The organism is Actinomadura rugatobispora (assembly GCF_042656285.1).
GTDB lineage: Bacteria > Actinomycetota > Actinomycetes > Streptosporangiales > Streptosporangiaceae > Spirillospora > Spirillospora rugatobispora.
This window is the reverse complement of the sequence record NZ_JBHSON010000002.1, coordinates 129,683-155,453: the sequence shown is the minus strand read 5'-3', so window position 1 is coordinate 155,453 and position 25,771 is coordinate 129,683. Positions and strand designations below refer to the sequence as shown.

At 72.8% G+C, this 25,771-nt stretch carries 20 protein-coding genes and 1 pseudogene; 12 read left to right on the top strand and 9 right to left on the bottom strand.

The annotated features are described in order from the left end of the window. Positions 1–122: 122 nt before the first annotated feature. Entirely contained in the window at positions 123–1,064 is a 942-nt protein-coding gene (locus ACFPZN_RS01945) for a leucine-rich repeat domain-containing protein (RefSeq protein WP_378279471.1), read from the top strand. After that, a complete protein-coding gene (locus ACFPZN_RS01940; RefSeq protein WP_378279469.1) occupies positions 1,061–2,947 on the top strand; it encodes a hypothetical protein in 1,887 nt (628 codons plus the stop codon). Before ACFPZN_RS01945 ends, ACFPZN_RS01940 begins: the two co-directional genes overlap by 4 nt. Positions 2,948–2,992: 45 nt before the next feature. Here ACFPZN_RS01940 and ACFPZN_RS01935 read toward each other — a convergent pair whose 3' ends face one another. The 6 genes from ACFPZN_RS01935 to ACFPZN_RS01910 all read right to left on the bottom strand — a co-directional run bounded on the left by ACFPZN_RS01935 (position 2,993) and on the right by ACFPZN_RS01910 (position 13,093). Continuing rightward, positions 2,993–4,843 carry an ATP-binding protein gene (locus ACFPZN_RS01935; protein WP_378279467.1) on the bottom strand — a complete coding sequence of 617 codons (1,851 nt, stop codon included), beginning with the start codon at positions 4,841–4,843 and terminating at the stop codon, positions 2,993–2,995. Further along, complete coding sequence (locus ACFPZN_RS01930) at positions 4,843–6,255, bottom strand: DUF2201 family putative metallopeptidase (RefSeq protein WP_378279465.1); 1,413 nt, start codon at positions 6,253–6,255, stop codon at positions 4,843–4,845. Before ACFPZN_RS01930 ends, ACFPZN_RS01935 begins: the two co-directional genes overlap by 1 nt. A 172-nt stretch (positions 6,256–6,427) precedes the next feature. Continuing rightward, the gene (locus ACFPZN_RS01925; RefSeq protein WP_378279463.1) at positions 6,428–8,053 is read right to left on the bottom strand and encodes an allophanate hydrolase; all 1,626 of its coding nucleotides are present in this window, start codon (positions 8,051–8,053) and stop codon (positions 6,428–6,430) included. Beyond that, positions 8,050–11,640 (bottom strand): urea carboxylase, encoded by a 3,591-nt coding sequence (uca, locus tag ACFPZN_RS01920; protein WP_378279461.1) that lies wholly within the window; start codon positions 11,638–11,640, stop codon positions 8,050–8,052. Before uca ends, ACFPZN_RS01925 begins: the two co-directional genes overlap by 4 nt. Beyond that, positions 11,637–12,272, bottom strand: coding sequence for an urea amidolyase associated protein UAAP2 (locus tag ACFPZN_RS01915; RefSeq protein ID WP_378279459.1), 636 nt, complete (start codon positions 12,270–12,272; stop codon positions 11,637–11,639). Before ACFPZN_RS01915 ends, uca begins: the two co-directional genes overlap by 4 nt. Continuing rightward, positions 12,269–13,093 carry an urea amidolyase associated protein UAAP1 gene (locus ACFPZN_RS01910; RefSeq protein WP_378279457.1) on the bottom strand — a complete coding sequence of 275 codons (825 nt, stop codon included), beginning with the start codon at positions 13,091–13,093 and terminating at the stop codon, positions 12,269–12,271. The genes ACFPZN_RS01915 and ACFPZN_RS01910 overlap by 4 nt, the downstream gene beginning before the upstream one ends. 153 nt (positions 13,094–13,246) lie before the next feature. Between ACFPZN_RS01910 and ACFPZN_RS01905 the strand changes: the two genes are divergently transcribed. After that, positions 13,247–13,921 (top strand): TetR/AcrR family transcriptional regulator, encoded by a 675-nt coding sequence (locus ACFPZN_RS01905; protein ID WP_378279454.1) that lies wholly within the window; start codon positions 13,247–13,249, stop codon positions 13,919–13,921. 9 nt (positions 13,922–13,930) lie between these two features. Here the strand turns inward: ACFPZN_RS01905 and ACFPZN_RS01900 are convergent, their stop codons facing one another. After that, positions 13,931–15,472, bottom strand: coding sequence for an amino acid permease (locus tag ACFPZN_RS01900; protein ID WP_378279452.1), 1,542 nt, complete (start codon positions 15,470–15,472; stop codon positions 13,931–13,933). Positions 15,473–15,857: 385 nt separating this feature from the next. On the opposite strand from ACFPZN_RS01900, the gene ACFPZN_RS01895 reads away from it, so the two are divergent. From ACFPZN_RS01895 to ACFPZN_RS01865, 7 genes are all read left to right on the top strand, one after another. Then, complete coding sequence (locus tag ACFPZN_RS01895; RefSeq protein WP_378279450.1) at positions 15,858–17,228, top strand: SMI1/KNR4 family protein; 1,371 nt, start codon at positions 15,858–15,860, stop codon at positions 17,226–17,228. 179 nt (positions 17,229–17,407) lie between these two features. Then, positions 17,408–17,965: a ricin-type beta-trefoil lectin domain protein gene (locus ACFPZN_RS01890; protein WP_378279448.1), complete on the top strand. Its 558-nt coding sequence runs from the start codon at positions 17,408–17,410 to the stop codon at positions 17,963–17,965. A gap of 261 nt (positions 17,966–18,226) precedes the next feature. After that, on the top strand, positions 18,227–18,622 hold the full coding sequence (locus tag ACFPZN_RS01885; protein WP_378279446.1) for an ArsR/SmtB family transcription factor: 396 nt from the start codon (positions 18,227–18,229) through the stop codon (positions 18,620–18,622). Continuing rightward, a complete protein-coding gene (locus ACFPZN_RS01880) occupies positions 18,555–19,037 on the top strand; it encodes an SRPBCC family protein (protein WP_378279445.1) in 483 nt (160 codons plus the stop codon). The genes ACFPZN_RS01885 and ACFPZN_RS01880 overlap by 68 nt, the downstream gene beginning before the upstream one ends. Then, entirely contained in the window at positions 19,024–19,596 is a 573-nt protein-coding gene (locus tag ACFPZN_RS01875; RefSeq protein WP_378279444.1) for a TIGR03086 family metal-binding protein, read from the top strand. Before ACFPZN_RS01880 ends, ACFPZN_RS01875 begins: the two co-directional genes overlap by 14 nt. 236 nt (positions 19,597–19,832) lie before the next feature. Continuing rightward, the gene (locus ACFPZN_RS01870) at positions 19,833–20,228 is read left to right on the top strand and encodes a hypothetical protein (protein WP_378279442.1); all 396 of its coding nucleotides are present in this window, start codon (positions 19,833–19,835) and stop codon (positions 20,226–20,228) included. 108 nt (positions 20,229–20,336) lie between these two features. Next, positions 20,337–20,750, top strand: coding sequence for a pyridoxamine 5'-phosphate oxidase family protein (locus ACFPZN_RS01865; RefSeq protein ID WP_378279440.1), 414 nt, complete (start codon positions 20,337–20,339; stop codon positions 20,748–20,750). 114 nt (positions 20,751–20,864) lie between these two features. On the opposite strand, the gene ACFPZN_RS01860 is transcribed toward ACFPZN_RS01865, so the two are convergent. Both ACFPZN_RS01860 and ACFPZN_RS01855 read right to left on the bottom strand, forming a co-directional pair. Next, positions 20,865–23,525 carry a bifunctional acetate--CoA ligase family protein/GNAT family N-acetyltransferase gene (locus tag ACFPZN_RS01860; RefSeq protein WP_378279438.1) on the bottom strand — a complete coding sequence of 887 codons (2,661 nt, stop codon included), beginning with the start codon at positions 23,523–23,525 and terminating at the stop codon, positions 20,865–20,867. A gap of 270 nt (positions 23,526–23,795) precedes the next feature. Beyond that, complete coding sequence (locus ACFPZN_RS01855) at positions 23,796–24,839, bottom strand: Acg family FMN-binding oxidoreductase (RefSeq protein ID WP_378279436.1); 1,044 nt, start codon at positions 24,837–24,839, stop codon at positions 23,796–23,798. Positions 24,840–24,937: 98 nt separating this feature from the next. Between ACFPZN_RS01855 and ACFPZN_RS01850 the strand changes: the two are divergent. Together ACFPZN_RS01850 and ACFPZN_RS01845 are read left to right on the top strand one after the other, a co-directional pair. Further along, positions 24,938–25,161 (top strand): annotated as a pseudogene (locus ACFPZN_RS01850) (CBS domain-containing protein); the annotation flags it as partial. Between the two features lie 6 nt (positions 25,162–25,167). Continuing rightward, positions 25,168–25,743, top strand: coding sequence for a CBS domain-containing protein (locus ACFPZN_RS01845; protein ID WP_378279435.1), 576 nt, complete (start codon positions 25,168–25,170; stop codon positions 25,741–25,743). Positions 25,744–25,771 lie beyond the last annotated feature (28 nt).

The following is a 25,771-nucleotide window of genomic DNA, read 5'->3' as shown; positions in this document are numbered from 1 at the left end:
AAACAGTTCGCGGAAACGGTTGTCGCGTCGGGCGCGGCCGCTTGGACGCCCCGTCCGTTATCCCACCGTGATAAACATCGGGGTCGAGGTGAATGTCGGAGGCCGGTGTTAGCCTCCTCCGAATGAAAGTCGCGGCCCTTGAACGAACACTGCGGGATCAACCCGAGAATCACGCCTCGTGGCTCGCCTACGGTGAGCTGCTTCTGGAGCGGGGCGACGCCCGGGGCACGCTGATCCGGCTCGAACAGCGACGCACGCGCGTCGGCCCCGCCGATCGCGATGCCGTGGAGCGTGAGATCGCCGCGCTGGTGCGGGAGCACGAGCGGAGCTGGGACGCGGAGCTGCCGCCGGGAGTCACCGTCCTGGCGCGCCGGTACGGATTCCCCGTGAAGGTCGCCGTCGAATGGTCCGACGGCGCGCCCGTGGTGATCGAGCAGGCCCTGCGGGCCCCCTTCGTGACGGCGCTGGGGATCCGACCGGTCGCCGACGACGGGGAGTACGGCTGGGACGAGGACCTCCGCGACGCCGCCGAGCCGAAGCCGGCCGCGTCGGTCGAGACCGGCGCGCTCGCGACGCTCGGCCTCGGCCGCCTCGTCGAGCTCGATCTCTCCTACCTGCGCATCGGCGCCCTCGGTGCGCAGGCCCTCGCCGTCTCGGCGTACCTGCGCGGCGAGGCGTCCGACGCCGGCGCCCTGGCCGCCTCGAACGCGACGGGGCGGATCGAGACGCTCGACCTGCGGTACTGCCGCATCGGCGACACTGGTCTGGCGGCCCTCACGGCGTCCCCGTGCTTCCGCGGCGTCCGCCGCCTGCGCCTCCAGAGAAACGCGCTCACCGCCGAGGGTGTGCGCTCGCTCCATCAGCTCGAAGGGCTCACCGAGCTCGACCTTCGCTACAACCAGATCGGCGAGGAGGGGGCGCAGGCCCTGCTCGACGCGCCGTTCATCGGCTCGCTCCGGCGGCTGCTGCTGTACGGCGCCGACGTCGGAGACGTCGGCGCGAAGATCCTCGCGTCCGCACCCCGGCTCACGCCCGCCCTGCGCAGCTATTGGAGGACTGTGTGAGCGTCGAGCTCCGCGACCGCTTCTTCGCCCTGTCGGAGGGGGGCGCCCCCGCCGCCGAGGTCGCCCGCTACCGCGCCGAGGTCGACGCGACCGACGCCGAGCCCGCCGCGACGCTCGACGGACTGGCGATCAGCTGGCATCCGACCGCGCGCTTCAAGGAGGTGCGGTTCGTCGACGCCGAGCGCATCGACGCCGGCGTGCGCGAGGTGTTCGCCCGGCCCAGCGAGGCCGCGCCGTACCTGGCGGCCGTCTTCGTCGATCCGCGCGAGCTGTCGTTCCGCACGTTCGAGAACATCCTTCCGCTGGACGACCTGTTCGCGGGCGCCGGGCTGGAGTTCGAGCTCACGGAGCGGCAGGAGTTCACGAAGGACGCGCACTCGTTCTCGCTGCGGCTCCCGGCCTCCGCCCGCGCGTGCCTGGAGGGCCTTGACGCGCTGGACCTCTACGTTCCGCCGCTCAACGCCGCCTCGCGCGGCGGCGACCGCTTCATCTTCCACTCCGCCCTGCTCGCCGAGGCGCTCGGCGCAGCGGTCGCCAAGGCGATGCCCGAGCCGCTGCTCGACGGCTTCTCGCACGTGAACCCCGTGTTCCGGTGCAACCGCTTCGAGCCCGGCGACGCCAACTTCCACCGCCACCGCGACACGCCCTACTACGACGCCGCGCGGCGGCACGTCTCGCGCTACACGATGCTGCTCTATCTCACCGGCGGCTCGGGCTCACCCGTCCTCGACCTCACCGGCGGCGCGGCGCTGGCGGAGATCGGGCCCTTCACCTGCGTGATCTTCGATCAGCGGTACGAGCACGAGGGCGCACCCTACCGCGACGGCCGCAAGGTCTTCCTGCGCACCGAACTCGTCTTCACCGACCCCGAGGTCACGCACGATCCCGAGATCGGCGCGCTGTTCAGCAAGGCGTGCTACCTCACCGGCGAGAGCGTCTTCGCCCCTGAACTCGCCCGCCACGCCGACGCCTATTACAACCAGGTCGCAGCGGCGCACTGGAACGGCGGCCTCTCCCCCGGAACCGCCGCCGAGCCGTTCGTCCACAAGCGGTTCCGCGGCGTCGATTTCGTCGCGAACGGCTACGACTTCTGGTTCCCGAAGGGCGGCGGGCTCTCGCTCGCCGAATGCGCCGCGATCACGCTTCTGGACTACTTCAACTGCAAGGTCGGCGACACCGCGTTCCGCGCCCAGTGCGACTCGACGGTGATCGAGGCCGACGGCGTCGACTGGATCCCCGAATTCCTCAGGGACAAACGCGCGGAGTCACCGCTCGCACCGTTCGACAAGTCCATGCTGTTCCCCGAGCCGGAGAAGCCCTCCACCGACGCGCTGCCCGACTGTGCCTGCGGTATCTGCGACGGGGGCTTGCTCGGACCCAATTTCGACACCACGCGCAACGCCGACGTCATCGAGCACTACACGCGCGCGCAGGACTCCGCGAAGGCGGACATCTTGCCGGCGCCCGTCCTGATGCTCGGCGAGGACCTGCACCTCGACCCGGACATGTTCGTCGTCGAGGGCGACCGCATCCACGTTCTCGGCAAGGAGTCGCCGACACCGGTGAACTTCGCCTCCTGCCAGGGCGGTCCCCCCGTTCCCCCGGCCGAGACCTTCGTCACCACCGCGGCCACCGTCGACGTGGCGCACTTCCTCGTCCCGCCGATCCTGTTCGCCGAGACCGCCGGCTGCTTCCACCTGAGGTTCGACTTCTTCCGCAACACCTGGATGGTGGATCACGAGCAGTCCACCGTGTCCGTCCCGATGATCCGCCCCTTCGAGAACGACGACATCGACTACGACTGGGAGTACTACGACGAAGACGATGAAGACGACGAATATGACGACGAGGACGATGACGAAGACAACGAGGACGATGACTAGAAGGACGCCGGTCGCACCGGTGTCCTTCTAGTCATCGGAGACGCTTCAGGATCTGGCCGACTGCCGTGGCCGCGGCGCACGCCGCGCCGGCAGCTCGGCCATCCGGGTCAGGGCGGCCATCCAGAAGCGTTGCCGTTCCGCGCTCTGCCCGACCATGTAGGTGGCCCGCAGCTTCGGCGGCAGGTACGGCAGCAGCCGCGCCACCACGTCGAGATGCCTCTCCAGCTGGGACACCTCGGCGTTGGAGAACACCTGGTGGACCAGGTCGGTGTCGTTGGTGCCCTCCTCGCTGATCTCGGCGGCGGGCGCCAGCCGGGCCTCCCATCGCCGGCAGTCGCCGGCGAGCTCGGTCAGCCCGATCTGGGACCGGCCCGCCAGGCGGGCCTCCAGCCCGGACAGCGGCACCGGGGCGTACTCGCCGTCGCCGAGGTAGATCAGGCCCGGCTCGAGCGGCATGTCCGCCCGGTGCAGCTTGATCAGCCGCTCCAGGGTGCGCTTGGTGACCCAGTCGCGGCCCTCGTCGTCGATGTCGTTCTTCCACCACTCCAGGACCGTCTCGGCCGTCTCCCCGTACGTCGAGATCAGCCACTCGTTGGCCGGGATGTCGTCCGGGAGCACCTCGTAGCTGATCGTGAACCGGCTGGCCTGGGCCACGTTGTTGGCGCTGACCAGCATCTTGCGGCCCAGGTGGTAGGGCGGGTTCTGCAGTGCCACCTGCGCCCGCAGGCCGGGGAGCGGGCGTCCGGCGAGCGTCCACTCCTGGGTGATCTCCATCAGCTTGGCGAAGGTCGCCTTGTCCTTCGGCCGGTTGTACTCGTCCCAGACCAGCACCTTCGGCTCCGGGTCGAGCAGCGACCGGGCGAGCATCGCCTCCAGCGACCCGTCGGGGGTGGGCACCGGCACGCACAGGTCTTCGACGTTGGTCACCGGCAGCGAGAAGTACACCGGGTCGCGCCCGGTCTCCTCCCGCGCGATCTGCTTGGTGATCTGCGTCTTGCCGCACCCGGGCGGCCCCTGCAGGAGCACCGCCCAGCGGTGGGTCATCGCGGCCCGCAGGATGCGGCGGACCGGGTCGGCCAGGGTGTCCGGGTTGCCCGCCCCGACCGCCGCGGCGATGCCGTCGAGCACTTCCGCGGTGCGGTCCCGGCCCGGCCCGCCGTCCTTGCCCTCCTCGGCCAGCGCCAGCCGGCGGCCGTTCAGCAACGGCAGCCCCCAGGTCAGCGGGAACCCCCCGCGTGCGCAGTCGAGCACGTGCTGCAGGGTGCGCGGCGACAGCAGCCGGCGCAGGTGCGGGCCGAGGGAGGCCCACTGCCGGAACACCTCGCGCAGATCCCAGTCCGGATACCGTTCGGCCAGCGCCTGCCGCCACGCGGTGTCGTTCGCGGTCAGCCTGATGGTGACCATCCGGTCCAGGATCGCCAGGTCGGACCGGCGCGCGCTGGTCTCGGCCAGCGCCTCGTTGTCGGTGAGGAACACCCCGACGCAGCCCAGCTCGCGCAGGTCGTACTCGCCCAGGGTCCAGTCGCAGGCGATCTGCATGAGCTGGGACTGCACCGTGCTGCCGGCCTGCAGCGAGTCGTCGATGAGCAGGACGAACTGCTTGCCGGGGACGAGCTGCCGCATGATGAGCTGGCGGAGTGCGAGCTCTCCGCTGCGCTCGTCGCGCACCGGGGCGTTGACGAGCAGGTCGTCCGGGGCGAGGTTGGCCGCGGGCAGGACCACCAGCGTGGTGCCGGGGAACCGCTTCGGGATGTACGACACGAACGTGGAGGTCTTGCCGATGCCGTGCTCGCCGAAGATCTGCCCGGTCTGGCCGGTGGTGATCATCGCGTCGATGAACTTCTCGAGCCTCGGTGCGGTCGTTCGGTCCGCTCGGGGCGGTTCGGCGGCGGCCACTACTGGCTTCTCCTCGGTTGTCGTCGTCCGGACGTGACCCGATGGCAGGCCATCGGGGGGTGGTGCCGCTCCGGCCAGTCGTCGCCGTCGTCGGTGATCAGCCAGATCCAGCGGCCGGGGTCGGCGGGGGTGACGTGGGACGCGTACCCGTCGGTCACCATGATGATCGCGTCGGGTTCCGCCTCGAGCCGTGCGCCGTTCACCTCGAGCCGGCCCTCGGCGTAGTCGACGACGTTCTGGAAGTCGGTGCCGCCCCCGCCCACCACCCGCTCCCCCGGGACGAACGGCACCACGACGCCGTCGAAGCTGAGCCAGTGGCTCTCCACCCCGTCGGTCTGCCCGACCAGGGTGGTCAGCCACTCGACCACGGCGTCCGGCATCGAGCCCGACGTGTCGAACGCGACGAGGACCACCTTCGTCCGCTCCGGTCCGCGCCGGGTCAGCATCGGGTCGTGGCCCAGCGCCAGGAGGATCGCGCCGTGCTTCTTCGGGTAGACCAGCCGGTCGCTCTCGGCCAGCTTCGAGGTGAGCACGTCGACCAGCCACCGCTGCCACCAGTCGACGCGGCGGGTCTTCGGGGTCGTGCCGCGCAACTTGTCCAGGCCCAGGCCGCCCCACAGCCGGCTCAGGCGTTCCCCGCCGTCGGCCGTGCGGTCCGCCAGGTCGAGCAGCTCGCCGCGCGCCGGACCGCCTCGCAGCGCGGCCTGCATCACCTCGCGCAGGACCTCGGTGCCCAGCCCTTCCACGGTCTCGGCGTCCATCGGAACGTCATTCGGCTCGCCCCGCATGTGGACGCAGTACGCCGGCACGGGCTCGTCGAGCGCCTTCATCCGGCGCAGCTCGCCGTACACCGTGAGGTCGGTGTGGATGAACTCGTCGTACGGCAGCGCGGACAGGCCCTGGCGCCTCAGGTCGTCCTGGTACGCCCGGTAGACCGCCTCCGGGTCGACGCCCACCGGTTCCGGTGGCCCGTCGCGCGGCATCGTGGGAAGGCTGGACCGGCCCAGCCGGCGCAGGGCGACATGGTTGATGGCCACCTCGGCGGCCAGCGTGAACGTCGGGTCGGAGCGCAGTTCCTCGTCCACGTGGAGGTGCCGGTGCATCAGGTGCCGGGCCTCGTGGAACAGCACGAACTTGACCCCGTCGAAGTCCAGTTCCGCGAAGAAGTACGGGTTGTAGAGGAGGGCGCAGCCGCCGTCGCCGGTGGCGACCACCGCGGCGGTGGGGATCGCGGTGGTCGGGATGTGGTGGTGGCACTTGGCGTACAGCCAGGACGCCACCGCGCTCTGCCCGACCCCGAAGTCCAGCAGTGCGGACTCCTTGCGCCGCCGGGCCTGCTCCACCACCTCCGGGTCGGCCGGCTCTTCCGCCATCAGGCGGCGCAGGTCCGACAGGCGGGTGCCACGGCTCATCGGAGCGCCCTTTCGACGGTGAAAACCTGCTCGGCGAGCGACCAGGGAAGGCCGGCGGCATGCGGAGCGGAAACGCCCCTGCCCCGGATTTCGCCGTCCCGTACCGCCCGCAGGCACATTAGCGGGCCGCTGCGACAAAACCGCCGGCGTGGCCGTGAGCCCCCGCCCGGCGCTAGCCGGCGAGGTAGGGGCGCCAGCCTCCGTACGAGGTGATGTCGGCGGCGCCGGGCAGCGCGGCGGGTTCGCAGAGGAACCCCGGCACCCGGCTGCCGTCCGCCAGTTCGACGCTGCCCAGGGCCATGGGGCGGGGAAGGGACGCGACCAGGCCGCCCAAACCCTCCGGCGGGATCTCCCACACCTCGGCCTCGATGGCGGCGCCGTCCTCGGGAACCCGTACCAGGCCCGGCTTGGGCGGATCGGTGGGCAGCGCGTACAGGCGGTAGCAGGGCGCCGTGGTGGTCGTACGGTCGAACCGCGCGCCCAGCGCGAGGAGTTGGGGGTTGAGGGGCTGGCCGGTCAGGTGCGCGCCGACGACGGCGACGCGGGCGGGCGGGGTGAGGAGCGCGGCGATCCGGGCGAGCCGATCGTCGGTGTGCGCCGGGCCGATCAGCATCACGCCGAAGGGGAGGCCGCGCACGGTCCCGGCGGGCACTGCGACCGCCGCCAGGTCGAGGAGGTTCGTGGAGTTGGTGAACCGGCCGAGGCGGGCGTTGGCGCCCAGCGGGTCGGCGGCGACCTCGGCGAGGGTGGGGTGGCCGGGCGCGGTCGGCAGCAGCAGGGCGTCGGCGTCGCCGAGCGCGGCGAGGGCGCGGGAGCGGAGCGCGGCCAGCCTCTCCCGGTCGGCGAAGAGCCGGTGGGCCGGGACGTCGCGGGCGCCCTGGATGATCCGGGCGACGGTCGGGTCCAGGTCCGGGGCGCCCTGCGCGGCCCGTTCGTCGATGAAGCGCCCGACCGCGGTGTAGCGCTCGGCGACGAAGGCGCCTTCGTAGAGCATCGCGGCCGCCTCGGTGAACGGGGCGAGGTCCACGGGCCGCGGGCTGGCCCCGGCCGTCTCGAGGCGCGCGGCGGCGGCGCCGAACGCCTCGGCCCAGCCCTCGTCCAGCTCGCCGAGCCGCGCGGGGTCCGGAACGGCGATCCGCCACGGCCCCGGCGCGCGGGCCAGCGGGTCGCCCGCGCCGGTGACCATGTGCGCGAGCGCCCGCTCGGCCTCGGCGAGCGTCCGGGCGAAGACCGTCACGCAGTCGAGGCTCGCGCAGGCCGGCACGACGCCCTCGGCCGGGACCAGGCCGCGTGTCGGCTTCAGCCCGACGATCCCGTTGAACGCCGCCGGGACCCGCCCGGAGCCCGCGGTGTCGGTGCCCAGGGCCAGGTCGGCGATCCCGAGCGCCACGGCGACGGCCGAGCCCGAGCTCGAACCGCCGGCGACCCTGGACGGGTCGGCGGCGCCGCGCACCGCCCCGTACGGCGAGCGCGTGCCGACCAGGCCGGTGGCGAACTGGTCCAGGTTGGTGGTGCCGATCACGACGGCACCGGCCGCGCGCAGGCGCGCGACCACCGGCGCGTCCCGGGCCGGTTCGTAGGCGTACGAGGGGCACCCGGCGGTGGTCGGGAGGCCGGCGACATCGATGTTGCCCTTGACGGCGAGCAGCCGCCCGGCGAGGGGAAGCGCCGGGTCGGTCCGGGCCGCCTCGGCCGCGACCTCGGCGCGGGGCCGCAGCCCGATCCAGATCTCGGGGCGGTCGACCTCCGCGATGCGGTCGTAGGCCGCGTGGACGCGGGCGGTGAAGCGGTCGATCATCGGTGCGCGTGCCTTTCGCTCGGTACGGACGCGGCCGGCGCGGGTTCGGGCGGGGCCAGGACGATCAGCGGCGTGCCCGGGTCGACCTGGACGCCGGGCACCGCGAGGACCTCGGCGACCACGCCGTCGGCCGGCGCGCAGACCGGCGCCTCCATCTTCATCGCCTCCAGCACCAGCAGCGCCTGGCCCGCCGTGACCGTGTCGCCGGGAGCGACGGCGACCTGCCAGACGGAGGCCGCGAACTCGGCCTCCACGAGGTGCCCGCCGGGCGGGACGGCGATCTCGGCGGGCGGGGGGGCGGGCGCGGCGGCCTCCTCGGCGCGGGCGTACTCGCCCGCGGCCTCCCAGGCGTCCCGTTCCGCCGTGAACGCCGCCGCCTGCCGGGCGCGGAACGCGCCGATCGACGCGGCGTTCGCGGCGAGGAAGCGGCGGTGGTCGGCGAGCGCGAACTCGCCCTCCTCGATCCGGGGCGTGAACCGGCCGGCGGCCATGTCGGCGCGGAGTTCGAGGAGTTCGCCGGCCCCGACCTCGTACCACTTGATGCGGTCGAAGAAGCGCAGCAGCCAGGGCGCCTCCCCTCGCCCCCAGCTCGACCAGACCTGCGTGGTGCGGCCCACGAACTGGTAGCCGCCCGGCCCCTCCATGCCGTACACGCACAGGTAGGCGCCGCCGATGCCGACGGAGTTCTCCGCCGTCCAGGTGCGCGCCGGGTTGTACTTGGTGGTGACGAGGCGGTGGCGGGGGTCGAGCGGCGTGGCGACGGGTGCGCCCAGGTAGACGTCCCCGAGCCCCAGGACGAGGTACTCGGCGTCGAAAACGGTGCGGTGGACGTCCTCGACGGACGGAAGCCCGTTGACGCGGCGGATGAACTCGATGTTCCAGGGGCACCAGGGGGCGTCGTCTCTCACCCCCGCCATGTACCGGGCGATGGCCTCGCGCGTCGCCGGGTCGTCCCAGGACAGCGGCAGGTGGACGGTGCGCGACGGCACGACCAGCTCGTCGGTCGGGGGCAGGGCGGCCTCGATGCGGCGCACGTGGCCCAGCAGCTCTCCTTGGGGCAGGACGTCCGGGTCGGCCTGGATCTGGAGGGAGCGGATGCCGGGGGTCAGGTCGGTGACGCCCGGGAGCGCGGCCGCCCCGACCGCCTCCATCAGCGCGTGCACCCGCATCCGCAGCGCCAGGTCCAGCTCCATCGGGCCGAACTCGACCAGCAGGTTGTCGTCCCCGCCGCGCCGGTACGTCACGTCCCCGCGCCGGGCCAGGACGCCGCCGTCCACGATCTCCGGCCGGTCCGCGACCGGGCGTGCCGCGGGCGTGCGGCGCAGGGCGGTGGCCGCGTCCACGGTGAGCGGGACGAACCGGACCGTGTCCCCCGGGCGCAGCTGCCCGAGCTTCCAGCGCTGGCCCTTGGCGACCGTCGCCGGGCAGACGAAGCCGCCCAGCGAAGGACCGTCGGGGCCGAGCAGCACCGGCATGTCGCCGGTGTAGTCGACCGCGCCCACCGAGTACGGCGTGTCATGGATGTTGGACGGGTGCAGGCCCGCCTCGCCGCCGTCCGGGCGGGCCCAGCGCGGCTTGGGGCCGACCAGGCGCACCCCCGTGCGGGCCGAGTTGAAGTGGACTTTCCAGTACGCGGCGTAGAAGTCGCGGACGTCGTCCTCGGTGAAGAACTCCGGTGCTGCGTGCGGGCCCTCCACCGCCCCGATCTCCCAGGCGCCGCCGAACAGCGGACGGTCGGCCTGCGGCACGGGTCGTCCGGCGCGGGACGCCGTACCGCCGTGCAGGACGTCGCCAGTGCGCAGCGCCCGGCCGCCGTGCCCGCCGAAGCGGCCCAGCGTGAACGTGGAGGCGCTCCCCAGAAAGTCCGGCACGTCCAGGCCGCCTCCCGCGAACAGCACATACGTGCGGAGGCCGTACTCCTCCGGGGCGCCGATCCGGAGGGTCGCCCCGGCGGGGACGTTCACCGGCTCCCACTGCGGGACCGGGCCGCCGTCCACGCTCACCGGCGCCGGGGCACCGGTGACGCACACCGTCGTCGGGTGGGTGAACCGCAGGGCCGGGCCCTGCAGCGTGCACTCCAGGCCCGGTGCGCCCTCCTCGTTGCCCAGCCCCCGGTTGCCGAGCCGGAACGACAGGTCGTCCATGGGGCCGCAGGGCGGGACGCCCACCTGCCAGTACCCGGTGCGGCCCGGCCAGTCCTGGATGGTGGTGAGCGTGCCGCCCGAGACGACCTCGATGCGCGGTGTCGGGTCGGTGACCGCGGCCAGGGTGGCGGTGGAGTGCCGGGCCGCCCGCACTCCGGGGTGGGCGAGCGCTGCCCGCACCAGGCCCAGGTTGGTCTCGATGCCGTCGACCCGGGTCGCGGCGAGCGCGGCGTCCAGCCGGTCCAGGGCTTCGGCGCGGTCGCGGCCGTGCGCGACGACCTTGGCCAGCATGGGGTCGTACGCCGTGGTCACCTCCGTACCGGCCGCCACCCAGGAGTCGACGCGGACGTCCTCGGGGAAGGAGACGCGCGTGAGCAGACCGGCGCTGGGCCGGTGGTCGCGTGCGGGATCCTCGGCGTAGACGCGGGCCTCCACGGCGTGGCCGCGCGGGGGGCCGGGCTCACGGACCACCGCCGTGTCCCCCTGGGCGAGCCGCAGCATCCACTCCACCAGGTCGACGCCGTAGATCTCCTCGGTGACCGGATGCTCCACCTGGAGGCGGGTGTTGACCTCAAGGAAGTACGCCTCCTCGCGGGCGGCGTCGTACACGAACTCGACCGTCCCGGCGGAGCGGTAGTCAACCGACGCGCACAGTGCGCGGGCGGCGTCGGCCAGCTCCCTGCGGACCCGGTCCGGCAGGCCCGGCGCGGGCGCCTCCTCGACCACCTTCTGGTTGCGGCGCTGGAGCGAGCAGTCGCGGTCGCCCAGCGTGACGACCTTCCCCACGCCGTCGCCGAACACCTGCACCTCGACATGGCGGGCGTCCTCGACGAGCCGTTCCAGGAACACGCCCGCGGACGAGAAGGAGGCGGCGGCGACCCGCTGCACGCCCTCCCACGCGTCCTCCAGCTCCGCCGGGCCGTGGCAGGCCCGCATGCCGATGCCTCCCCCGCCCCCGGTGGCCTTCAGCATCACCGGGTAGCCGATGCGGCCGGCCTCGCCGAGCGCGGCGCCGAGGCCGGACAGCAGCCCCGTGCCCGGGGCCAGCGGCACCCCCGCCGCCTCCGCGGCGGCGCGCGCGGTGTGCTTGGCGCCGAACAGCTCCAGCTGCTCGGGCGTGGGCCCGACGAAGGCGATCCCGGCCGCCTCGCAGGCGCGCGCGAACTCCGCGTCCTCGGACAGGAACCCGTAGCCCGGGTGGATCGCCCCGGCGCCGGTCTCCACCGCCGCCTTCAGCACCAGCTCCGCGTCCAGGTACGACTCCTTGGCGGGGGCCGGGCCGAGCCGTACCGCCGCGTCGGCCAGCCGTACGTGCTCGGCGGCCCGGTCCGGGTCGGAGAAGACCGCGACCGTGCGCAGCCCGAGCCGACGCGCGGTGCGGACGATCCGGGCGGCGATCTCGCCCCGGTTGGCGACCAGCAGCGTTTCGAAGGCGGGCGTCATGCGGCCGCCGACCCGCCGGGGCCGACCGTCATCCGGACGGCGGTCGGCTCGAAGCCGTTGCACGGGTTGTTGATCTGCGGGCAGTTGGAGACCAGCACCAGGACGTCGGCCTCCGCCCTGAGGACGACCTCCAGGCCGGGAGCGGAGATGCCGTCCACGATGCCGAGCGTCCCGTCCTTCTCGACGGGGACGTTCATGTACCAGTTGATGTTCGGGACCAGGTCGCGCTTGCCGAGGCCGTGCCGGGCCCCCTCGGCGAGGAAGTTCTCCACGCAGGCGTGCTGCGACCATGTGTGGTGGCCGTAGCGCAGGGTGTTGGACTCCTTGGAACAGGCGCCGCCCAGCGTGTCGTGGCGGCCGCAGGTGTCCTCGACGACGGTCATCAGCGGGGTGTGCTCGTTGGAGAGCAGGACGGTGCCCGTGGTCAGGAAGATGCTCCCCTGGGCGTGGACGGTGTCGGGCGCGCTGTAGCGGATCGCGGTGTCGTGGGCGTCGTACACCAGGAAGTCGACCGCCTGGTTGCCGTGCAGGTCGGTGATGGTGAGCAGGTGACCCGCGGGGACCACCGCGGACCAGGCCGCCCTCGCGGGCACGACCGTGCCGGTCCCCGTGGTGGAGGTGTCCGTGGTCATGCGAGCCCCCTCGCGGCGAGGAATTCCGTGGTGTTGAGAAAGGCGCGGCGGCCTTCCGGGGAGGCGTCCCACAGCGCGTCTCCGGGCCCGGTCGCGCGCGCCCGCCAGGCAAGCACCTCCAGCGGGGTGCTGCGGTAGTCCGGCCGGGGGTCGACGGGGTGCGGGACGTTGGCGAGCAGGACGGTGAGGTCCTGCTCGGCGCGGAGAGTGACCGAGGCGCCGGGGCCGGCCGAGCCGGTGAACGCGAGGGCGCCGTCCTTCCCCACCTCCACGCCCTGGAAGAAGGACAGCGAGGGCGGCAGGTCGCGGGGCCCGAGCCCGTTCTTGAGGGCGGCCAGCTTGAACAGCTCACGCCCGGCCGGGGTCGCGGACTGCGGCGTCCCGTCGCCGTACCGCTCGGTGTTGCGGACGAGGGTCGAGGTGCCGCACAGCGCGTCGTGCCGTCCCGACGAGTCGGCGACCACGGAGGCCAGGACGCGGCCCTGGTCGGACAGGAGCAGCCGCCCCTCGCCCAGGTAGGCGTTCCACTGCACCTTGACCGTGTCGGCCGTGTTGAGCCGTTCCCACGGGCGGTCCGCGACGAACAGCAGCAGGTGGGCGCAGGCGTCCCCGCGCAGATCCGTCAGCCTCAGTTCGGTGCCGCGGGCGAGCACCCTGTGGGCGTAGCCGCCGCCCCCCACCGTCTCCGCCCACACCAGGCGGCCGGCGTCGCGGGGCGGATCGGGCCAGTCGGTGGCGGGCACCACGGGCATGGCCTCGGCCCGGGCCCCCTCCTGCGCGCGGGCGTGGGCCCGTGCGCCGTACGTCGTCGCGGTCTCCATGATCCGACCTCCCGGACGTGTTTCTGTCGCTCGACAGAAATTAGGCAGAGGTGGATTCGGGGCCGTTTCCCTGACGTTGCGGCGGCGTTACCGACTCCTCACCGGAACGGCCGCGCCGGAGTGCCCCGGACGGCCGTGTGCGACGATCGCCCCATGGGCACCAGCGGACGACGGGTCGGCCGGCCGCGCGCGGCGCAGCGCCCCGACAGCGGGCTTCCCGCACGGGAGGAACTGCTGGCGGCGGCCGCCGAGATGTTCACCGAGCGCGGCTACGCGGCCACCTCGACCAGGGCGATCGCCGAGCGCGCCGGGATGCGGCAGGCCACGATGTACCACTACTTCGACGGCAAGGAGGACCTCCTCGCCGCGCTGCTCGAAGGCACGGTCACCCCGTCCCTGCGGCTCGCCCGCGGTCTCCTCGCCGACGACGGCCCCGCCCCGGCCGAGGCCCGCCTGTGGCAGCTGTGCCGCTCCGACGTCGAACTGCTCTGCGGCGGCCCGCACAACCTCGGCGCCCTCTACCTGCTGCCCGAGGTCCGCGCCGAACAATTCGCCGGATTCCACCGGGTCCGGGCCGAGCTCAAGGAGACCTACGGGCAACTGCTCGCGGCCACGGAGAGCTGCGGCGCCCTCGACAAGCGCGAACTCGTGCTCCGCACCGACCTGGTGTTCGGGCTCATCGAGAGCGTCATCCTGATCCACCGCTCCGGCCCGGAGCGTCCCGTCCCGGTCTTCGCGGCGGCGACGGCGGACGCGGCGCTGCGGGTGGCCGGCGTCCGCGAGGAGGACCTGGCGGCGGCGCGCGAGGCGGGCCGGAACCTGGCCTGACGCCCCGCGCTACGGCACCGGAGCGGGCTGGGCCACGGGCGCCTCCGCCGGACGGCGCCGCGCCCGGTACACGGCGCCGAGCAGCACCGTCGCGCCGAGGAAGAGCGCGGTGAACCACTGGAAGTACCAGTGCCCGCCCTCCGGGTCGTAGACCGCGGCGCGCGGCCAGGCCAGGTTGACGGTCATGGCCAGGCCGTAGACCAGGGCGAGCGCGTTGATCGGCAGCCCCCACCGGCCCAGCGAGAACAGCGGCCGGCCGGTCTCGTCCACGCCGGGGTCGGCGGACCAGCCGCCGCGCAGCCTGCGCACCAGCATCGGCCCGGTGACCATCGCGTACGCCAGGTACAGCATGGCGATGCAGGTGGTCCCGATCGCGAGGAACGCCTCCGGCGAGGCCAGGTTCAGCAGGCAGAGCCCGGCCGCGGCGACGCCCACCGTCACCGCGGGCGCGGCCGGCATGCCGGTGCGCGGGGAGACCCTGGACAGGACGCGCGAGGCGGGCACCACCCCGTCGCGGGCCATGGAGAACAGCATCCGGGTCGCCGACGTCTGGATCGCGAGGGTGGCGACGGCGATGGCGACCGCCACGTCCACCAGCAGCGCCTTGCCGACCCCGGACCCCAGGCTGCTGGTCAGGACGTACGCCAGCCCCTCGGTGGCCAGCCGCCCGTCGGTCAGGCTGGGCGCCGCGAGCAGCCCGCCGAGCACCATCAGGGTGGCCAGGACCCCGGCCGCGAAAAGAGCGGTGAGGATCGTGCGGGGCGCGGTGCGGCGCGGGTGCCGGGTCTCCTCGCTCATCTCGCCCGCGCTGTCGAACCCGATCAGGACGTACGCGGCGGCGAACGCGCCCACCAGCAGCGCGCCGATCGTCCCGCCCTCGCCCCCGGTGCGCAGGGTGACGCCCCCGCCGCGTTCGGAGTGGGTGAGCAGCAGCACGATGATGAGCGCGGCCCCGATGATCTCGGCGGTGACGCCGATCCGGTTGATCGCCGAGAGCACCCGGTTGTCCAGCACGTTGACCAGCGTGGTGAGGGCGAGGAGCATCCCGGCGAGCACGGCGGCGTTGGCCGCCCCGGTCGCCGTCGTGGGCGCCGGGTCGCCCCCGACGAGCTGGAAACCGCTCCAGATCGCGGGCAGCACCACCTGCAGCGCGAGCGCCGCGGCGGCGACCACCACGATCTGCCCGGTGACCATGATCCAGCCGGCGAACCAGCCGAAGGTGGGACGGCTGAGCCGGGTGGACCACTGGTAGATGGCGCCCGAGATCGGGTAGCGGGCGGCGAGTTCGGCGAAGCAGGCCGCGACCAGCAGCTGGCCCAGCAGGACGGCGGGCCAGGTCCAGAAGAAGGCCCCGCCGCCGAACGAGTACCCGAAGGCGAAGAACTGGAAGACGGTCGTGAGGACGGAGATGAAGGAGAAGCCGGCGGCGAACGAGGCGTAGCGCCCCATGCTCCGGTGCAGTTCCTGGCTGTAGCCGAAGCCGGCGAGCGCCGCGGAGTCGCCTGCCGGGCCGGTGGCGTCCGCGCTCGGCGGTGGAGCGGTGGCGGTCATGGCAGCAGCCCCAATCCCTAATTCCTGTCAGGCGACAGAAATTAGGAAGGGGATGTTTCCGCAGCATGTCACCCCCGTATCCAGGCAGGGTCCAAGTGCTCACCACCCCCCTCGCACTCAGGGCACGCCGAACCCGACCCCGCCGCCGGCCATCAGGACGGTCGCCGGAACCCCGCACCGTCGCCCAGATCCAGCCGCACAACCTTCACCGCAACCGGCCGACCACCCCGAAAACGGCCCAGGAAGCCCCGCCCTTGGGCGGTCGGTTCCTGGGATCGGGACGTGAGGACATCGCCGTCCAGTTGACCGGCGAGCATGTACGGCATGTCGTTGCCTGCCTCCATAATCACCTCACCGTGCTCGCAGCAATGACCGGAGGTCGGCGTTGTCCTCGATCTATGACTTCGTGACCTGGAAGCCGCTGCTGAGGCTTTTGCGGGCGGCCCATGCGGAGAAGGCCGGCGCTTCGGGCGGGCACGTCGGAGGGTGGGTCGACCGTGCCGGCAATCGGCGCCTTCTCGATGCGCGGCGGATCTCGTCGTCCGGGCAGGGGACGCGGGCCGAGGAGGAGGCGGTGGAGCAGGTGCGGACCGCGCTGGAGGACGCGGGTCTGGTGGCCGTCTCGTTCGTCGCGGAGATCTGGCCGGACGGGCGGCGGACCGTGATCCACCTGCTCCCTCCCGACCTGGCCGCCTACACCGACATCGGGGAACTGCCCGGCACGCTGGTCCTGGTCGAGAACTCCGCCCCGGAGCCCTGGCGCCGTCTTCCCGACCCGATGCCGGACGCGGCGCCCGCACCGTCGGCGGATCCGGAACTGCTGGAGCGGACGCTGCGCGAGCGCCTTCCCGATGCCATCGGCGCCACCCAGGAGGAACTCGACGCCGCGCAGGAACGCCTGGGTGTTCCGTTGCCCGACGAGCTCACGGTGCTCTACCGCGCGACAAGGGCGAACTGGGAGGACTACGGCGACGTTCAGGCCGCGGACCGCGAGTGCGAGGCGGTGGGCTGCGAGCTGTTCCCGCTGGAGGAGGTGTACGTCGCCGATGCGGCCTCCCGCCCATTCGAGTGGAAGTCCGCGGCGACGAAAGCGGTCGTCACGCCGCCCGGCTCGGCTGTGCAGGGTCTGGCCGGTTCGCCCGGCTGGATCGTCTTCGGGGACAGCGGTGGCGGCGACCTGATCGCGGTCGATCTGACGCCGGGCCCGGGCGGGCACCTGGGCCAGATCATCTGGCTCGACCACGAGAAGGCGATCGGCGCCGACCTGCGCGCCGAGTCCTTGACCGACATGGTGGTGAACCGCCGCGACCAATGGCTCACCGGCCCTCACGGCAACGGCCCTGGGGTCGTGGCCCACGTCAACGGCGGGCACCTGCCGGACGTGGAAGCCGCCGCACACCCCCGACTGGAGGTCCTGAGCATCGGGCCGCGGGACCGGCCGCTCAGTCTCGCCCCGGTCATCGGCCTGCCCCGGCTGCGGACGTTGTGCGCCGCAGCCGGCTCACTGACCGACCCACTGGAGATCACCCGGCTGGACGCGCTGGAGTTCCTGGAACTCGCGCCGGACCAGTGGCGCGTCCTCCTCGACGCCGACGCCGTCCCGCGCAGCCTGCTGGCGGCCAGGATCGAAGTGAACACGCGGTCCAAGCCGGACCTGTTCCCGCTCACGGCGCTCGCCGCCGAAATCTTCGCCCTCTGGGACCGCTCCCCCTACTCCCAGACCACCATCGAGGGTCATCTCGATCCGATGCCCTGACGATCAAGCCCCTCAGGGGCACGGGCCGAGGGCATGCGCGTGCCGGCCGGCCGATCCGATGGCAGATGTGCCCGGCGAAACACGGAACCCGGCAACTGGCCACCAGCGGACGAATGGGCGACACGACGAATTCCCTCAGCAGAATAGAAAATCGACACAGTCGATACTCGGGGAGACCCATGTCCGTTTCTCGATCATTCCGGGCGGCTGCTCGGTGGCTGGCGCCCATCGCGGCGGCACCGCTGATCGCGATCATGACCGGCGGGCCCGCGCACGCCCAGCCGTTCCAGCCCAACGCGAAGTTCATCGCCAGGACGCAGCATCCAGCGGCGCGCTGCCTGGACGCCGACCTGGGCACCGTGGGCCATCTGGTGACCAAGGTCCAATTGTGGGACTGCAATTACCAAATACAGCAGAACTGGAATACCGGGGCATGGAGTAACAACACGCTCGGGATATGGAGCAGCGTCTCGCCCTTCTGGTGTCTGGACGCCCTCCCCTACGGCGGCAACGGCACCATCGTGGAACTGCGGGGCTGCAACGGCGGTCTCGGTCAGCAGTGGCTGGTGCGCGGCTCGTCCCAGCCTTTCCGGATCGTCCACGTCCCCACCGACCGCTGCCTGGAGGCCGCCGCCGCCACGGTCAACGCCAACGGCTCGCGCATGCAGTTGTGGGACTGCAACGGCCAGCCGCACCAGGGCTGGTGGGTCACCTACGTCGCGACCCCGGTCGGCTGAGAGCCCGTCTCCAACCCCGGGCTCGGAACCGTGGCCGCCTCACTGGCGGCTTCGTTGCAGGCCTCGAAGTCGGGTGCGGAACCGGCCGCGCCGCTCGCCCACGGGGAACATGGCCGGCCGCCGACGGCCGGCGCGCGTCCCGGCATCGCGCAGCGCCCGATGCACTCCCCATGGTAGGAGCAGCGCTTTCAACCGGGCGGTTGACGGGTGGCGGGCTTGCGATCTACGGTTGTTTCAACCATCGAGTTGAAAGGGAGAGGGATGAGCACGGACACGCTGTCCCGGGTCTTCGCCGCCCTCGCCGATCCCACCCGGCGCGACATGGTGGCCCGGCTCTCAGAGGGCGACGCGACCGTGAGCCGGCTGGCCGAGCCGTACCGGATGACGCTGCAGGCCGTCTACAAGCATCTGCGGGTGCTGGAGGACGCCGGGCTCGTCAGCCGGCCGCCAGGGCCTCAGCCCCGCCCGGTGCGCCTGGAACTTCAGGCCCTCGACCTGATGGACACCTGGATCGAGCGCCACCGGCGCCGCGTCGAGCAGCGCTACCGCCGCCTCGACATCGTCCTGGAGCAGATGAAGGGGGAAGAACATGAACAGGATCAGGGAGACGGCCATCGAAGCCGACCCGAGACTGCCGGTCATCCGGACGACGCGTGACTTCACGGCGACGCCCGAGCAGCTTTTCCGCGCCCACACCGATCCCGCGTTGTTCGCCCGGTGGGTGGGCCCCAGCGCCATGACCACCCGGATCGAGCACTGGGACGCGCGGACCGGCGGCAGCTGGCGGTACGTCTCGGAGCGCGACGGCACCGAGTACTGGTTCCACGGCTGCTTCCACGAGGTGCGGCCGGACCGCATGGTGCAGACCTTCACCTTCGAGGGCGATCCTGAGGGGGTCGCGCTGGAGACGCTGTGGTTCCAGGACTTGGGCGGCGGCCGTACGCGGCTGCGAGCGCAGTCGCTGGTCGACAGCTTCGAGGGTCGCGACGCGATGCTGCGCAGCGGTATGGAGGTCGGCATCGACGAGGGTTACGCCAAACTGGAGAGGATGCTCATCGATGACGCTGCCTGACCGTCCGGCCGAGCGGCACCGGCAGGTCGCCGGGCTGTTCACCGACCGGGTCCGCGGTACCCGGTCGTGGGACGCGCCGTCCCCGGTCGCCGACTGGACCGCCCGCGACGTCGTGCGCCACCTGACCGAATGGTTCCCCGCGTTCCTGGCCTCCGGTGCCGGCATCGACCTGCCCCGCGGACCGTCGGTGGACGAGAACCCGGTCGCCGCATGGCAGGTTCACTGCGACGGCGTGCAGGCCGTGCTGGACGATCCGGAGACGAAGCGCCGGGAACTCACCAACCCGCACATCGGCAGCCTGCCCCTGGACACCGCGATCGACCAGTTCTACATCGCTGACGTGTTCATGCACACCTGGGATCTGTCCAGGGCCACCGGCCAGGACGACCGGCTGGACCCCGACTTCTGCGCTCAACTCCTCGGCGGGATGGAACCCATGGACCAGGTTCTCCGCTCCTCCGGCCAGTACGGCGCGCGCGTCGAGGTCCCCGGCGACGCGGATGTCCAGACCAAACTGCTGGGCTTCATCGGCCGGGTTCCCTTCTGGTCGGGGTCGTGAGCCGGACACCCTGACCTGCGTGGACACTGGAGCCGGTGTGGTCCGCGGAGGTCGCCGGCGGTGGTCGGCCCCAGGCCGGCGCCGCCGTCGTGCGTGCCCGGTGCCATGCCCTCACAAGATCAACCGGTCCTTGGTACGTACGGCGGGGCGGCGGGGACCAAGGTCCCTGGGGAGGCGGCCTTCGAAGGTGGACGCTGACAGTGACGGCCTTTCAGCCACGTTCAAGGAGGCTCACGGTGCCTGCCAGCGCTCCGGAGGAACTCGACATCCAGATCACGACCACAGCGGAGGTGTCGCAGGAGGATGCGCGCTTCGCTCGCGAAGTCGTCGCCTGGGCCATGGCCCACGCCCAGGGCCCCGTTCTGTACTCCAGGGTCACGCTCAGCGTGCTCAAGGATCCCGCCGTGCCGCGTCCCGCTCTCGTTTCCATGCGAGTGGATCTCAACGGCCGCCCGGTCAACGCCAACGCCGCCGCGCGCACCATGCCCGAGGCCGTCAACCTGGCCGGCCGGCGCCTGCGCACCCGTGTGGAGCACCTGGCGGAGTACCGGGAGGCACGCCGCAGGGCACCGGCCCGCTCCATGACGAGCGGCGGCCCGCGCCCCTGGGGGCCTGCGCCGGAGAACCTGTAAAGAGTGAATCCGCCGGCGCACCGAACCGCCCAGCGCACTCACCAAGAACCTGAACAACGAGGACGTTCGTCTCTGCGCTGGGCCACCCGGCACGTCAAGGCTTGAAGTATGAACGACGAAAACGGCTTTCGAGCTCTCGGCCGTGAGAAATGCCTGGCGTTGCTGGCAACGGCCTCGCTGGGGCGGGTGGTTTACACCGATCGGGCGCTTCCGGCCATCCAGCCGGTCGACTTCGTCCTCGACGAGCACGGCGACGTGATCATCCGGGCCGCGCCCGGCTCCGAGCTCGACGACTCCCTGCGCGGCGCGATCGTCGCCTTCGAGACCGACGACATCGATCTCGCCACGGCCACCGGCTGGTCGGTCACCGTCGTCGGACGCGCGGACCATGTGGCCGGTGGCGATCTGGAGCGTCTTCCCCTCGGCCCTTGGCCCTCCGAGCCGCGCGGTCACTTCATCCGCATCGCGACGCGTTTCATCACCGGGCGCCGCCTGCTCGCGCCGGTGCACGCCGATGCCTGATGGGCGTGGCAGACGCCACGCCCCTGGCGGGTTCACATGATGAAGTGGGCGAGCTCGCCCGGTGGGAAGCGCGCGAGCCCGCCTCCCTCGCTGCCCGGCGTTTCCCCAGGGTCGTCAGCGGAGCCTGCGCAGGTAGGGGTCCCAGGTGCGGTGCGGGACGAGGCGGACGCGGGCGTCGACGGCCACCACGCCGTCGGGACGGACGATCACGGGGTTGAGGTCCAGTTCGGCGATCTGGGAGTGGTCGACGGCCAGCCGTGCGATCCGCAGCAGGACGTCCTGGAGGCCCGGCAGGTCGCCCGCGGCGCGGGCCGGGTGGCCGAGCAGGACGGGTGCGATCCGGGCATCCCGGACCAGGCTCTCGGCCTCCAGGTCGGTGAGCGGGGCGAGCCGTGCGGCGCGGTCGGCCAGCGCCTCGGTGTCGACGCCGCCCGCGCCGAACACCACCAGCGGGCCGAAGATCTCTTCCTGGACCAGGCCGCAGAGCACCTCCACGCCTTCGGCCGCCATCGCCTGGACGAGCACGCCGTGGAGCTCGTTCCCGAATCGGTCGGCCATCTCCCGGTAGGCGGTCCGGACCTCGGTCTCGCCGCGCAGGTCGAGGTGGAGCGCTCCGGCGGCGGTCTTGTGCAGGACGCCCGGGACATGGGCCTTCAGGGCGACCGCACCGCCGAGTTCGGCCGCGGCGCGCACCGCGGCGTCCTCGGTGGGGGCCCAGCGCCACGGCGCGAGAGGGAGACCGTAGGCCTCGAGCAGCCGGAAGGTCTCCAGCGGCGGCAGCCACCCTCCCTCGGGCGCCCGTCCCAGGAACCCGTCGATGATCGACGTGACCCGGCCGCGGTCGAGATCGGAGTAGGTGGGGCCTGCCCCTTTCGGGCGGGCTCGCCAGCCCGCGTACTGCCAGGCCGCGGCGAGGGCCCGGGCCGCGTTCTCGGGGAAGGCGTAGGCGGGCACGCCGTCCTCACCGGCCGTGACGGTCTCGGCCTGTCCCAGTACGACCGCGGCGACCGGTTTGCCCGTGCCGCGCAGGGCGGTGGTCAGGTCGCCCAGGGCCGTCGGGACGACCACGGCCAGGATCGCGTCCACCGTCTCGTCGTCGGCGGCCGCTTCCAGCACGCGGCGGAACCGTTCGGGGGTGACGGCGGCGGTGGTGTCCACGGGGTTGGCGACGGCGGCGGGCGCGGGCAGCAGGCCGGCCAGCCGCTCCCTGGTGCGGGGCGAGAGCGGCGGCACGATCAGCCCGGCGTCGGCGCAGGCGTCGGCGGCCAGCACCCCTCCCCCGCCCGCGTTGGACACGATCGCCACCCGCGGCCCCGCCGGAAGCGGCTGCAGGGCCAGCAGCGCCGCCGTGCCGACCAGGTCGCCGAGGTCGTCGGCGGCGATGATGCCGGCCTGGCGGAACAGCGCGTGGCGGGTCACGGCGGGCGTGGCGGCGGCCGCGGTGTGGGAGGCCGCCGCGCGGGTCCCGGCCGCGGAACGGCCCGCCACGACCGTCAGCAGCGGCATCCGCTCGGCCACCCGGCGCGCCGTGCGGGCGAACTTGCGCGGACTGCCGAAGGACTCAACGTGGACCAGGCCCAGGCGGGTGCCGGGGTCGGCCTCCCACCACATGAGCATGTCGTTGCCGCTGACGTCGTATTTGTCGCCCACCGAGGCGAACGAGGACACCCCGATTCCCAGCCGGGAGAGGTGGTCGAGCAGCGCGACGCCGACCCCGCCGGACTGCACCACCACCCCCGCCGACCCGGCAGCCGGGCGTCCGGCCGCGAACGTGGCGTTCAGGCGGGAGGCGGCGTCGGCGACGCCCAGGCAGTTGGGCCCGACCAGGCGCATGCCGTAGGTGTGGCAGGCGGCCTGCAGGTCGCGGCTGTGCTCGGCGGTCAGCCCGGAGCTCACCACCACGACCGCCCTGGCGCCGCGGCGCCCGCAGGCCGCGGCGGCCGGTGCGACGGCCGGGGCCGGGACCGCGAGCACGGCCAGGTCGGGCGGCTCGGGCAGGTCGCCCGGCGCCGCCACGCAGGGCACCCCGTCCAGGACGGTGCCCGCGGCGTGCGGATTCACCGCGTACACCGCGCCCTCGAAGCCGCCGGTACGGATGTTGTGCAGGATCGCGCCCCCGACGGATCCGGGCTTGCGGCCGGCCCCGACCACGGCGACCACCCGCGGGTGCAGGAGGGGTTCCAGGCTGGCGACGGTGGCGCGGCTCTCCCTGCCGGCCACGGCGTCCAGGTAGCGGTCGTCGGTGTCCAGGTAGCGGTCCCCGCCGTCCAGCGGCAGGGTCGCCTCGACCACGCCGGCCGCGTATCCGCGGCGGGCGGGCAGCCCGGCGTCGGCGAACACCCGCAGCATCGCCGAGTTCTCCGCCAGCACGTCGGCCCGGAACGCTCGGACGCCGCGGGCCCGCGCCCGCGACGCCAGATGTTCCAGCAGCAGCGTCCCCACGCCGCGATGGTGCATGTGCTCGGCCACCGCCAGCGCGATCTCGGCCTCGCCGCCGCCGATGGCCTCGTACTGGGCGACGCCGATCAACCGCCCCTTCAGCCAGGCGCCCAGCGTGAGGTGGCCGGGGCCCGGCTCGCGGCACACGTTCGCCGCCACCTGATCGGCCATCGAGGGGCTCAGCCCGAAGAAGCGGAAGTACAGGCTCTCGGCGGACAGCCCGGCGTGCAGGCCGCGGACCTCGTCGCGGTCCTCGGGCACCACCTGCCTGATCTGGACTTGGACGCCATCGGTGAGCAGGGCGAAGACCTCGGCGGACGAGGTGTCGTGTGTCATGGCCACCAGCCTCCGGCCCGCGCCGCCGCACCCGCAGCGGCCAAGAGTCATCCAGTCCCGGGACCTTCGCCCCTACTTTCCCGTGGGGCGTCCGAACCCCGTGCGGGCGAGCGTGCTCGATCGCTCAGTCCGGCCCCTGCCGCGCAGGGGCCGAACCGTCGATTGCGACGACGATCGGATACCGCATGATCGGCTCCCTTCCCGAGGATGCGCGTCTGGCCGCCGCGGCCGAAGTTCGACGATCCCGGAGGCGGCAGCCGCTTCGCATGGTCATGCGGGGCCGGTTTCGTCGACGATGACCTCATTGATGGGCCGCCGAACGGTCGCAAGCTCGGGGCCCTCCGGGACGCCCAGTCGCAGCAGCATCTGCGGGTACCGGCCGTTGCAGAACCGTGTGCGGATGAACTCGCGCAGTTCCGGGATCTCCAGGGCCTGCGTGTGGAACGCGGCGGCCAGGTCCTCCTCGGCCGCGGCCCGCAGCAGCATCCGCTGGAGCGCCTGCCCGGCCCGGAGCCAGTCCAGCGGCGTGTCGCCCCGGGTGGTGAGCATCAGGACCAGTCCGGTCGACGGCTCGTCCGGCCCACCGCCGGGGCCTTCCCGCACTCCCCAGCCGTGACCGCGGGCGAAGTCGCGGGCGGGAAAGTACGGTTCGGTATGCGGCGCGTCGCCGGGGTAGGCGGCCTCGTGCACGCCGTCGGCACGCCTGCTGCCCGGTGCCGGAGCCCAGCGCGCCTCCTCACCGGCCAGCCTCGTGTCGAGGTGCAGCAGGTGTTCGGCGGCCTGGGTGAGCCCCGCCAGGGCCTGCCGGGTGTGCTCCTCCACGACTTGGACCAAGCGGACGTCCCCCTGTTCGGCTTCCAACCGCAGGACCGCGAGCATGGAGGGCCTGACCTCGGCGTGCTTGAAAGCACCCCGGTGCGTACGCCTCCGCCGGACCGCCTCGGACAACCGCTGCGCGTGCTCATCGTCCAGAGCACGGGCGCCCAGCTCGACGTCCGCCATCAGATGGGGCCGGTCCGGGTCGGGCAGTTCGCGGACCCCGGCCTCGCGGCCGAGGGCTCCGACCGCGATCCGCAGCGTCGCCAGCGCCGCGCCGCAGCTGATCAGCATTTCCCGGCCCTCGGGGTCGGCCACGCCCAGCCGCCGATCGGCGTCGGCGCGCAGGCTGATCCGCGCACCCCGGACGGCGAACCTCCACGGCTGGGTGTTGTGGACCGACGGCGCCCACACCGCCGCCTCCACCGCCTCCCGGACGTCCCGTGACACGTCTTCCGGCACGCCGGCCGTAGTCGGCCGCCCTCCCATGGACTCCATGACGTCTCCCCCCTCACTTCGCCCGGTTTCCAGTCGACCACCAGGACGTTCGGGCCCAGAGAGGCGAAGGTCCCTCCTCCTGAGGAACTTGGCCGTTCATGGGTTCGGGGCGCCGTGGCCTCTTGACACGCCTCACCGGGACCTTCGGCCCTTCAGGACCGGCAGCACAGGCCGCACGATGGCGGCAGGCCCATCGGACCGAGGGTGAGGGGCGCGTCATGTTGATCGGTGAGGTGATGACCTCCCCGGTGGTGACCCTGCCGAGGCGGGCCACCGTCCGGCAAGCCGTCCGGGTGCTGTACGAGCACGACATCACCGCCGCCCCGTCGTGGACGAGGGCGGCCGGATGGTCGGCATCGTCAGCGAGATGGACCTGCTGCGCGGCGCGTTCGAGGCCGATCCCCGCGCCTTCGCCCGCCCGCCGGCCGCTCCGGGCGCGCCTCCCCCGCGGCGGGTCGAGGAGATCATGACCACCGAGGTCCGCACCGCGCGGCCCGCCTCCGACGCCGCCGCGCTGGCCGAGATGATGATCACGACCGGGATCAAGAGCGTGCCGGTGCTCGACGGCCCCGTCCTGGCCGGCATCGTCAGCCGCCGCGACCTGCTCGCCGTGCTGGCACGCGACGACGCCCGCGTCCGGGACGACGTGATCGCCGTGCTCGACGAGCAGGGGGCGGGGGGCCGGTGGGCCGTCACTGTCCACGACGGAAGCGTCGAGTTGCGCGGTGAGGCCGACGAGGCCGCCCGGGCCGTGGCCGACGTCCTCGCCCGCACCGTGCCAGGCGTCTCCAGGGTCACCGTCCTCGAACCGACCCCCGACCAGGGCGAGGGCCGAAAGGACGCGCCGCACTCGCGTCGCCGCGCCCGGATCTGGCCAACCGGCGTGGGCCATGATCGGAGATGATCGTTGACGGCCTTCGAAGGGGGCGGCG